Below are 10,200 nucleotides of genomic sequence, written 5' to 3' on the forward strand. Positions count from 1 at the left end.
GCTATTGAAGCTTTGGGTAACGCTGGTGGAGAAAAGGCAGTTGATCGTCTTCTAACACTTTCAAGAAGTACTATTCCAAATCAAAGAATAGCAGCTATTAAAGCTTTGGGTAACGCTGGTGGAGAAAAGGCAGTTGATCGTCTTCTAACACTTTCAAGAAGTACTATTCCAAATCAAAGAATAGCGGCTATTGAAGCTTTGAGTAAAGCTAAAAACTTCAAATAGGTAAGATGTAATTATTAGAATTCCTAAAATTAACATAATACGCCTTATGCGAAATGCTTGAAATTTTCCTATAAGCATCAATATCTTAGTCAAAGCCGTTCTAGAGTTCAGCGCACTAGAACGGCTTTTTAGTGATTATTCACGTTCCACGCCTATTCTTTGATCATTGTTTCACGTTTTGTGTAGCCCTATTTAATGATCATCACTCACGTTTTCAAGGCTAAGTGACATCTTATCCATATAAATAATTATTTAAACGACATCTTCAGCATCATTTATTCATGTTCCTGGTGCAATATATTTCTTATGGAACTCCAGAAGCTATAGGCTATCCATCACTTTCAAGCCACATATAAACCCCAAGTATGTGGCTTTTTTTTGCCTAATCATATGGTTTGAAAAAACGACTCCAAAATCCCCTTTTCTCCGGTTCAGATTCAACATGTTCTGGTACTGATACACGCTTATTTTCTTTTACCTCTGGTTTTTCCTTAGGCATGGAGATGACTTCTGATTTTTCTTCTGTTATTGATTCAGATTGAGTCTGTTCTGGGTCGATAGACGTAGGGGTATGGGATTTGGGGGCTTCCAATAAGCGTTGCATAGCTTCAATTTGTTCTTGATAGAAAGACTCTCGTTCTAATGATTGATTCTCTCTAAGTAATGCTTGATTCAATTGTCTTTCAAGTATGTCAACTTGTTGTTTTAGTAAGTCAACTTCAGTCAAATTTTGACTGTTAACTGATTGACTTTTGTTGACATTGTTTACCTTGTTTTGTGGTTCGCCAAATACTCTTAAAGCTTCTGAAAAATCAATTAAACCATCAGATCCTTTTGATAAATTTCCTTTATTTATATGGGCATATATAGCCTGTCTTGAATACCCATACAGCTTAGCCAATTCTGAAACTGATAATTTTTTCATAGTGTAAACTGGTGATTAAGTTGAGTTAATACTTTACGTTTAAGTTGACAGTGTCAATTTAAAAACTTATTTAAATCCTAATTCCTTAAGATATGGAGAATATTCCTTAATTTTTTTAGGATCTGTTAGATCCTCGGATATTCTAATTATAAAGCTGTCATAGCTTTCTCCAGCCTTACTATATTTCGATGAAAATTTAGGTTCATAAGCTAATTTACTTGAGAATAAAAAAATCTGTTTATCAGATAATTGATCAATTAGTTCTAGCTGTTCGCTACTTTTTTTAGGATTACTTTTAACTGATTTTTTTGACTTAAATGAAAAACTATAGCCTGAAATAGATCGTCCAGCTTTATGTTGTTCAGATTTAACATTGATATCTGTAAAGGTATTGATTTGAGATATAGCTATATCTAGAACCCTTCTCTTAAAATTATCTGAGCGAGTATATTCATCATCAGCAATACCAAGCTGCTGTCTAAATTCTGCGATCTCAAATATAGGAGTTTGGCCAGTGCTACGCCAAGCAACTAAAAGTTCGTAAAGTCTAGTGGCATACCGACTAGTCAATTGACTTACTTGCTTTAATTCATAGCTGGTAAATCGTTCTTCGAGTCTTGTAATTAATGGAACTACAGCTGGTGAAAAGATAAGACTTACAGATGCTTCATTATCAATATAGCTAATTTCGCTTACCCAGCGAGTATGAGTAGTTTTTACATTGCCTTTATCTGTTAGAGATTGATATGTAAACCTCCTATCAAATAAGACTTTACTTGCCTCTTTCAAAACAGCATAGGCAGTATGTTTCTCTACACTAAAATTCTCAATATAACTTGATGCATGGATTACCAAAGCATCATTAGCGTTGATCCCTTTGCCTGTCTGTCTTGCTTCAATGATTGCTAAGAGGACTAGCCTTTGCTCAACTAAATCAAGGTTATAACTTGCATTAATTAAAGCATTATCTTTGACAACTAAGTCTTTCATTGTTCTTATTACTACATTAACAAATGTTGTAGTAATACTACATCAAATATCCAAGTAGTCAAATAGTCGATAAACGTAGTGATATGGGTCGATAAACGTAGTGATATGGGTCGATAAACGTAGTGATATGGGTCGATAAACGTAGTCATATGAGCCTTGAAATACTTATGTATCAAGGCTTTCAGCAAGTCTAAAAGTATTTAAAAACCTTAAAAATAACTAAAAGCCTAGCAAAAGAAAAATTGCCCTATGTTTTCGCTCCGCTCAAACTCTATTGAATCTCGCTTTCGCTCGATTCGAGGGGCAATTTTTTGCTAATACCTTCTAGAATTAAAAAAAAGCAAAGGCAACAGCCAAAGCAACTCGGAATTCGCTTCGCTCATAAAACTTTTTTACTCGCTATGCTCGATCTAGACTCAAATTTCTACAACTTTTCCATGCTTATTTAGGCTTCACAGCCTAAAAAGCGGTTTTTCAGGGAGTCTAGGCAAAATTTTCCAAGGATCGCTCGTAGACACTCGCTTTGTTCTTATCTGTAAAATCAAATGATCTCCAAAGCACTCTAATTTGCGTTTAGAGCGCTTTATTTTTTTATTGATGGGGAACTATAGGTTTAGGATGGAAAAAGGCATATACGGCTTCAAAAGCGTATTTAAACCCTATTATTTGAGTCAATCTAAACTTTATTGAAAGGATTCCTTGGATCTTCTTTGGCTTGCTTAATCAATTTCTCCATTTCATATAGCGATTTAGCCGATAAAATATCTGTTTTTCTATTTTGATCCGGGCTAAATGCATTGTTCTTTTCTGCTCCGGATTGTGCTTGCTTAAATAAATTGAGCATTCGATCTAAATCTTGGTTTGAATTTGATCGCTCTAAACCGCTTTGTTCCAATAAGTTTAAATATAGTGATCCGATAAAATATTTAATGTGATCTTGCTGTTTTCTTAAAGATTTACTAAGGGGGTCCTGGTTATATTTCTCAGGGTTTAAAACTCGTTCGACCTTCGCTGTAATATTCTTTTCAGAAGTCTGATTTCTTTTAATTTTTAAAACTTCATTTAATGCATCATGCATTGCAAAGTAAGCATCAATATCTGTTTTTTTACTTAATTCTAGGATATTCAATTCTAATTTTTTTAATTTCTTTGGCTCGGTTTTTTGGATCAGTTGTAATTGAACTATACGTTTACTATAAGTATTCCGCTCATAACGACATCGTTGAATAAGTTTTAAATCTTCTTCATTCAGTTGTTTAATTGATTCTCGTTCAGAAATCATTGCTAAAAAAGCATCTTGCATTCGTCTTTTAAACGGCAGCGCTCGAATATGTTTATCCAAATCGATGATTTCTTGTTGGGTTAGGGCAAATGTTTTTCTACCGGCCAAAGCGGATTTCCTGATTTTGGGTATCTAAATTGATGTTAGCGGATTTCTGATGGTGTTGAAACAATATTTTATGTTATACATAAAATATTGTTTATCTCGTTTCCGTGTCTTTTTTTAACAATGATTGCTAAAGCAATCATTGTTAAAAAAAGACACTTCTACTCGCTCCTTCGGAGGCTACATAACCCACTGATTTAATTATTAAATTATGAGTTTTTCTTCGGGATTTAACGAAATTTTTCTTAATGGTGAAAAAGTAAGCAATGTCTGCCGTTACAAGAAATGGGAAAGGGGTGCAACAAGAAAAACAGCGATTTTTAGAGGAGTGCAACAAACTTTTTTGATGAAATATCGGTGTTTGCAACAAGAAAAGACTGCTCTCTGCAACAAGAATTAGCCCCTTGTTACAAGAAAATTTACTGTTTTGTTACACGTAATTTGTTTGAGGTGAACTAATGTTTTATTTAAAGCTAAAGCATAATATTAAAAAAGAGCAGAGTTCTCTGAATGCATTCCATTATTTAACTCGGACTGCTCATTTTGAAAATCAAAAGGATAATGAAAAATTAGAGTTTATGCGGTATGGAAATATGCCCAAATGGGCAGAAAATAAACCAAAACTTTTTTGGAAAAGTGCTGATCAATTTGAAATTGCCCGGGGAAGAACAAGCTCTACTTTAACCATTGCGTTACCCAAAGAGTTAATACCAGAACAACGAGCAGAATTGGTTCAGAAGTTAATAGATCAGTTTGCCGGACAATATCAATTTCCTTATACCGCAGTCATTCACAATCATCCCAGTGAAATTACCGGAGAGGATCAACCACATTTACATTTGATGTATTCAGAAAGAACAATTTCAGACAATATTGAACGACCACCAGAGCAGTTTTTTAAACAGTATCGTCCAAAAAATCCAACTCAAGGTGGTGCGCAAAAGTTAACTGCAGATGCATTAGGTTTTGGGCGAAATCAAGTCAAAGTATTCCGTGAAAAAACTCAAGAATTAATGAATTTGTTTTTAGAAAAATATGCACCAACTAAAAAAGTAATGGTTTATGGTGTAGAAATTGAAGTGAAAAATCAGGTCAGTTGCCTATCTAATGACGATTTCAATCAAAAATTCGGGACCAAATTACAGGATGTACCACAAATCCCTCGATGGAAACTTTATAGCGCTGATCCAATTATTCAGCTTGATGTTGAAGCTCAAAAAAACACAATTAAAAAAATTAGAAATCAGAACAATGCTGAACTTTATGGCAAGGAATATGATTTAGAAATATCTAGACGCCATGTGCTTACTCAGAAAAAAGATCCTGGCTTTAGCTTAGATTGATTTTTATAAGTGGAAAATTTGTGTTTTTTTAACATGGAATCTTGAAAAAACTTATCCATATTGTGAGTGATTTTTAGCCACAACATGGAAAATTTGTGTTTTTTAAACATGGAAAGCCTAGGATTTTTATCCATACATGGAAAATTTGTGTTTTTTAAACATGGAAAGCCTAGGATTTTTATCCATACATGGAAAATTTGTGTTTTAAATCATGAAAAACCTAGATTTATTGCCTATAAATATAAAATCTAGGTTTTTCGCATAAGCTGTATTATGTTAATTGTAGAAAATATCAGAGTGATATCATAAAAATTTATATTTTCTAAGAGATTAACCTAAGAAAACTATTTAAAAACAAAATTTAGTGACTTAGTGATGTCGTATATACATATTTTTTTGGTATTATCTATTTAATATCTAATTAAATTTTTATTTTTATGAAAATTATGCGCAAAGCTCCAGCTGTTTACACAACAAATGTTGGAGTTCAAAAACTTGATAAAGATAAAATTATTGTAGATTTCTTTACAATCATGGGCATTGATACTGACAATGGAGATTCTGTTGAAGAAGTCATATCGTCAATGATTCTTGATGAAGATAATGGAAGATATTTACTTGCTCAACTTCAAGATCATTTTGATGAAAAAAATACTGAAAAAGAACAGCTATGAGTATTACTTATTTAAAATCTTCATATGTGAATAAAGATAAGTTAGATCAACTTTTTGAGAAATTTAAAAAGTCAGATGAAAACGTAGAATATAAAACACTATATAAAAAAGATGAATATTTCTACTCTGCTCATAGGAAAAGTAAAATTTTTTATAAAAAAACTTATATCACCTTACATGAAGTGAGTGTATATCATAATTCTAGAATGGATTATGAGTGTTGGAATGAGTTTTTAGAAAACTACTACAAGCATGTAGAATATAGTTCTTTTTATCACTTTTACTGCCAATTAAAATATGTCTTAGATCAGCAGTTTTCTAATTTAGATCAATTCCCCCAAATTATTGAAATTCTGAATGCTCTCAATGACACTTATGTAAATTATATTAAATCTGATGATCTATACACGATACATACATCACCATCGATGAATTCTATAATTGAGTTTTTAAGATATATTCCTTCTTTATATTCATTTTATAATGCGAATGAACTTAAAATTAGTATTAATAATAAAAATGGTTTCGTTACTTGCGAAATTAATCAAATTAGGACAACAAAGAGATATTTAAACTTGACTTTTACAGATAAACAATGTGTAGATTTTTCATATATCAATCGAATCAAAGGATTAGTCAGGTTTTCTGGTGTTGCTGATATGAATATCAGTTTCAAAAACTCTAAAGAATTTGATAAACTTATTGCATTACTTGCTTACTAAAAAATGTCATGAATAGTACTACTATAGTTCCTACTAATATTATTATAAATTCAGACATTACTATGCCTTTCGATGACAATTTCAATATTTGGAGAAATGTTGGAGCAAGCAGAGTTGAAAATGGAGAAGTATCAGAGGCATCATTAGATATTAGACCAAGTGACCATAATCATGTTTCTTTTAGATATGGAGAAAATGGATCTATAGAGCAACAGCTTTTAATTGTTATGGAACGAATATTTCCTTTCTTTCAATTTGGCCCATCTTCTTACTTTACTTATCTAAATAAGGAAGCAACTTATGATGAAGTGAATCGTACAGAAGACTTAATTCGAATTGAACAAGTTGGTGCCCCTGATCACTATGGTCTTTACTTTAACCATCAAGAAGGCTCTAGAGAGCGTAAGTTAGCTAAAGCAACATTAATATATCTAATGACTGAAAATTTAACAGCACCAGTTTCACAGAACGAAGTATCATCAGCTAAACATAAATCCTTAAAGACAGCTTTCGAAGCCAAGTCAAATTAGCCTATTTAACATAAAATTTCTTATAAGAACTCCAAACACCATGAAATTTCCCGTCTATTTAACATAATGGGCGTTATGCGAAATCAAAAGTATAAATACATTATTTTTCAATAACCTAATCATTTTACATAATTCAAAAATACCGCAAAAATCCGCTTTGGAAACAAAGCGGATCTTTTTTGACCAAGTTTGATATCTTTTGCCAATAAATTTGGTTGTTTGTTGATCAAAATTTCAATTTCCCCTGATTTCTCAACGGTCATATTTCTGAAACTATCCGCATTTTCTGCGGACAACTCTTGGGATAAATTCAGCTTCATGTACGCCTAGGCGTACATGAATTTAGGGACTTTGCCCATATACGGATCTCATTCAGTTTCTTATCATGGACACATAGAGAGCAGGATGCTCCAGATAAGAATAACAAGATAAGATACAAGGAATGTAAAGGTATGACAGGAGTCAAACCAAAGCATCAAATATGTAAAAAAGCCCAACAGGATGTTGGGCTTTTTTATTTATTAAATGGGCTTTCAAAAGCATATTAATTAAAAATTTATGGGACCTAAAAATGTTAAAGAAAAATACCAATCTTTGGTTTTACCACTTCTAGACCTAACTAAACCAACAAAAATCATATCTGAAGTTTCGATATTTCTGTATATAAAATCACTACCTCGATGGATGTCACATTGATTATCATTCCTTGTATCAATATGCTCATCTTTCGTAATCAGCTCCCATTTAATTGAATTATCTAATCGTTTTTTTAAGTCTTCACCATATGTTTTTAATGGATAACAACCATAATTTTTCCCACCCCACTGATCTCTATAATGTTTTCTCGCTAATATTTCCATGAATAATTATCTCTTTAAATTTTTTAAGGAATTCTCCTATTCTACAAAAAAAATCTATAAATTAATGATAATAAAAGTAAATATTAAAAAATAAGCAGATGAAAATCATCTTTAATAATATATTTTTTCGAGTCTAGATTCAGTTTTTCTTAAAGTTCGCATAAGAAATTTTATGTTAAGTCTAAGCCATCTGTGAATGGCTACCCAAAGATAAATGAGCAACTTTGATAAGTAGTAAAAGTTCAGAAATATACCCACGATTTTGTTATTATTTATCAAAATAAATTAGCTATTTAGATTTATCATAGGGGGTTTCTTGGGCTTTTCTATAGCAGAGGATGGTTTAGTTAGTATAAATCATCAGGTAAATCAGTATGCGGTAACCGCTGCAAACATTGGTAAAAGTCCTTGTGTAGTAGAAACGAAGTGTAGTCAACCTATGATTATACATTCAATTTATTATCGGCCTAAGAACTCTAAACGCTCACGTTTAAAAGGAGATAATTGCCCTTTTATATATGCTTGGAAAAAGAAAGTTCCTGATCTGTATATAACTAGACATTCACTTACAGGAATGAGAGAAGATTTTTATACGTTATTAGATCAAATGGTAAATCAAATATTGGAACTTCATAAAGTGGATTATATAGTCCCAATGCCGTCTAAGCACTGCCTATCAAGCAGCTTAGCAAGGAGAATTAGCAGGTTAATACCGGATGCTATATTGTTTGACAACCTTTTTGTAAAAAAATCCAATGATGAAATGATAGAACAAATTCAATGCTCAGATTTAGAGAGTTTGGATAAGTCTAGATTAATATATGTAATAAATAGAGCTACTGAATCTGGAACAAGTTTTTCTATTTCAGATGTTCCAACATATCTTCGAGAGTATTTAGATCCTGTGGAAATTACACAAAACTCATTACCTGAAGGAACATATTTACTAGTTGATGATCTTTTTGCTACAGGTTCGACTGTTATCAATGCTAAAGAAAAAATTATTAAAAATAATAGAAATAACATTGTGTTAGGGGCTGTTTTGTTTAGTCCACATCTTAATAAAATTAATAAAAAAACCTGATGTTAATTCGATTTTATAAAAAAACATGTTAACTATAAAAATAATTCATTAGTCATTGTACCTATTAAAGCTTATTTTAATAAGAGACCGGGAATTAGTCTCCTCTGTCTTAAAACAACAAAGAGATCTGTGTGAGCTAGGTAGAGGCCAGCGATAAGAGCTAAAATTCTATCTTAATTTGGCAGCAGCAAATACGATTCTCTTATCGAGAAAAGAGAAAGATTCAGAAAAGAGAGCGAAAGCTCTCTTTTTTTTATTTTAAGAAGAAAAATTTAATATAAATCTTTCAATATCTTGAATCATTCTAATTACATCTTCTTTGGTAAATTGATCATAATCACCATGAGCTGCATTATTTCTAATATCAGCTAAAGCAGTTATTTGCTTTTGTTGAAGTTTATTGTAGACGCCAGCTTTTGCAAGTTCATCATTCAAATGAGTTAATTTTTTTCTATCTAGCTCAATTCCATGATTTAAACATAATTCTTTAATTGCAGTTTCTAAGACCACTCCTGCAATTACAGCAGAAGAATTTTTGTACCCACTTTCCAAAAGTGATTTTGCTTGTTCTAATTCGCTATCAAAAACTTCGGCTTGTACGATTTGTTTAAAAGAAATTAAAAAACCATTTTTTAAATCATCATAAGCAGCTAGCACTACAGGAATTGAATTTCTTAACCTTGATGGAAAAGAAAGACCATTATCTTTTTCACGCAAGAATGCTTGATAATGAACTGAATCTTCACCACACGAAATCTTTAACAAATTTTCAGTTTTAACTTTCCATGACAAATAGTATTCATTAGTAACTTCATCAAAATACTCTCTAGTTGTTGTCCTGCTCATTCTTGTTGTTGTTGAGGACTGTTTCTTAGTGGCTATTTGCTTGGCTTCATTAATCAACTGTTCAAAACGATCAAGTACTTTGGAACTCATGGTAGGACCTGTAAATTATTTAGCTTAAGATTTTATAAAGTGAATATAGTACACCTTATATGAAATGCTCTACCCTTAATCGACTTAATGCTAATTTAAAAAAAATATTGAAAATCAATATTGTTACCTCATAAATATAATGAATCTAATATCTAGGTGATTTCAAACATGTCAAATTCAAATGACACTATGGTGAGTCAGCTTCTAACACTTTCAAGAAGCACTATTCCAAATCAAAGAATAGCGGCTATTGAGGCTTTGGGTAACGTTGGTGGAGAAAAGGCAGTTGATCGTCTTCTAACACTTTCAAGAAGCACTATTCCAAATCAAAGAATAGCGGCTATTGAAGCTTTGGGTAACGCTGGTGGAGAAAAGGCAGTTGATCGTCTTCTAACACTTTCAAGAAGTACTATTCCAAATCAAAGAATAGCGGCTATTGAAGCTTTGGGTAACGCTGGTGGAGAAAAGGCAGTTGATCGTCTTCTAACACTTTCAAGAAGTACTATTCCAAATCAAAGAATAGC

General features: G+C 32.0%; 13 protein-coding genes. 7 read left to right on the forward strand and 6 right to left on the reverse strand.

Going from position 1 to position 10,200, the window contains the following annotated elements:
* A partial coding sequence (locus AC07WY_RS21295) for a HEAT repeat domain-containing protein (RefSeq protein ID WP_494737058.1) occupies positions 1–225 on the forward strand: 225 nt, incomplete at its 5' end.
* A gap of 382 nt (positions 226–607) precedes the next feature.
* Here the strand turns inward: AC07WY_RS21295 and AC07WY_RS21300 are convergent.
* From AC07WY_RS21300 to AC07WY_RS21310, 3 genes are all read right to left on the reverse strand, one after another.
* Complete coding sequence (locus AC07WY_RS21300; protein WP_494737059.1) at positions 608–1,150, reverse strand: plasmid replication DNA-binding protein; 543 nt, start codon at positions 1,148–1,150, stop codon at positions 608–610.
* Between the two features lie 66 nt (positions 1,151–1,216).
* Positions 1,217–2,140 carry a replication initiation protein RepM gene (gene repM / locus AC07WY_RS21305; RefSeq protein ID WP_494737060.1) on the reverse strand — a complete coding sequence of 308 codons (924 nt, stop codon included), beginning with the start codon at positions 2,138–2,140 and terminating at the stop codon, positions 1,217–1,219.
* 676 nt (positions 2,141–2,816) lie between these two features.
* On the reverse strand, positions 2,817–3,530 hold the full coding sequence (locus tag AC07WY_RS21310) for a hypothetical protein (protein WP_494737061.1): 714 nt from the start codon (positions 3,528–3,530) through the stop codon (positions 2,817–2,819).
* 455 nt (positions 3,531–3,985) lie between these two features.
* Here AC07WY_RS21310 and AC07WY_RS21315 point away from each other — a divergent pair, with 455 nt between their 5' ends.
* The 4 genes from AC07WY_RS21315 to AC07WY_RS21330 all read left to right on the forward strand — a co-directional run bounded on the left by AC07WY_RS21315 (position 3,986) and on the right by AC07WY_RS21330 (position 6,796).
* Positions 3,986–4,870 carry a MobA/MobL family protein gene (locus AC07WY_RS21315; RefSeq protein ID WP_494737062.1) on the forward strand — a complete coding sequence of 295 codons (885 nt, stop codon included), beginning with the start codon at positions 3,986–3,988 and terminating at the stop codon, positions 4,868–4,870.
* Positions 4,871–5,316: 446 nt separating this feature from the next.
* Positions 5,317–5,544 carry a hypothetical protein gene (locus AC07WY_RS21320; RefSeq protein ID WP_494737063.1) on the forward strand — a complete coding sequence of 76 codons (228 nt, stop codon included), beginning with the start codon at positions 5,317–5,319 and terminating at the stop codon, positions 5,542–5,544.
* On the forward strand, positions 5,541–6,266 hold the full coding sequence (locus tag AC07WY_RS21325; protein WP_494737064.1) for a hypothetical protein: 726 nt from the start codon (positions 5,541–5,543) through the stop codon (positions 6,264–6,266). The genes AC07WY_RS21320 and AC07WY_RS21325 overlap by 4 nt, the downstream gene beginning before the upstream one ends.
* An 8-nt stretch (positions 6,267–6,274) precedes the next feature.
* On the forward strand, positions 6,275–6,796 hold the full coding sequence (locus tag AC07WY_RS21330; protein WP_494737065.1) for a hypothetical protein: 522 nt from the start codon (positions 6,275–6,277) through the stop codon (positions 6,794–6,796).
* A 119-nt stretch (positions 6,797–6,915) separates the two neighbouring features.
* Here the strand turns inward: AC07WY_RS21330 and AC07WY_RS21335 are convergent, their stop codons facing one another.
* On the reverse strand, positions 6,916–7,116 hold the full coding sequence (locus AC07WY_RS21335) for a hypothetical protein (RefSeq protein WP_494737066.1): 201 nt from the start codon (positions 7,114–7,116) through the stop codon (positions 6,916–6,918).
* A gap of 228 nt (positions 7,117–7,344) precedes the next feature.
* Entirely contained in the window at positions 7,345–7,656 is a 312-nt protein-coding gene (locus AC07WY_RS21340; protein ID WP_494737067.1) for a hypothetical protein, read from the reverse strand.
* 316 nt (positions 7,657–7,972) lie between these two features.
* Here AC07WY_RS21340 and AC07WY_RS21345 point away from each other — a divergent pair, with 316 nt between their 5' ends.
* On the forward strand, positions 7,973–8,740 hold the full coding sequence (locus AC07WY_RS21345) for a phosphoribosyltransferase (RefSeq protein WP_111861406.1): 768 nt from the start codon (positions 7,973–7,975) through the stop codon (positions 8,738–8,740).
* Between the two features lie 258 nt (positions 8,741–8,998).
* Here the strand turns inward: AC07WY_RS21345 and AC07WY_RS21350 are convergent, their stop codons facing one another.
* Positions 8,999–9,676 carry a HEPN domain-containing protein gene (locus tag AC07WY_RS21350; protein WP_494737068.1) on the reverse strand — a complete coding sequence of 226 codons (678 nt, stop codon included), beginning with the start codon at positions 9,674–9,676 and terminating at the stop codon, positions 8,999–9,001.
* Positions 9,677–9,844: 168 nt separating this feature from the next.
* Here AC07WY_RS21350 and AC07WY_RS21355 point away from each other — a divergent pair.
* Positions 9,845–10,200, forward strand: a 356-nt coding sequence (locus AC07WY_RS21355) for a HEAT repeat domain-containing protein (RefSeq protein WP_494737069.1), incomplete at its 3' end; no start/stop codon positions are given.

It is taken from the genome of Acinetobacter sp. GW821-FHT01C12 (assembly GCF_059422625.1).

Coding starts and splice junctions, on each gene's coding strand:
- AC07WY_RS21330 (WP_494737065.1), top strand. CDS start 6,275: ATGAATAGTACTACTATAGTTCCTACTAATATTATTATAAATTCAGAC.
- repM (WP_494737060.1), bottom strand. CDS start 2,140: ATGAAAGACTTAGTTGTCAAAGATAATGCTTTAATTAATGCAAGTTAT.
- AC07WY_RS21325 (WP_494737064.1), top strand. CDS start 5,541: ATGAGTATTACTTATTTAAAATCTTCATATGTGAATAAAGATAAGTTA.
- AC07WY_RS21300 (WP_494737059.1), bottom strand. CDS start 1,150: ATGAAAAAATTATCAGTTTCAGAATTGGCTAAGCTGTATGGGTATTCA.
- AC07WY_RS21315 (WP_494737062.1), top strand. CDS start 3,986: ATGTTTTATTTAAAGCTAAAGCATAATATTAAAAAAGAGCAGAGTTCT.
- AC07WY_RS21340 (WP_494737067.1), bottom strand. CDS start 7,656: ATGGAAATATTAGCGAGAAAACATTATAGAGATCAGTGGGGTGGGAAA.
- AC07WY_RS21320 (WP_494737063.1), top strand. CDS start 5,317: ATGCGCAAAGCTCCAGCTGTTTACACAACAAATGTTGGAGTTCAAAAA.
- AC07WY_RS21350 (WP_494737068.1), bottom strand. CDS start 9,676: ATGAGTTCCAAAGTACTTGATCGTTTTGAACAGTTGATTAATGAAGCC.
- AC07WY_RS21335 (WP_494737066.1), bottom strand. CDS start 7,116: ATGAAGCTGAATTTATCCCAAGAGTTGTCCGCAGAAAATGCGGATAGT.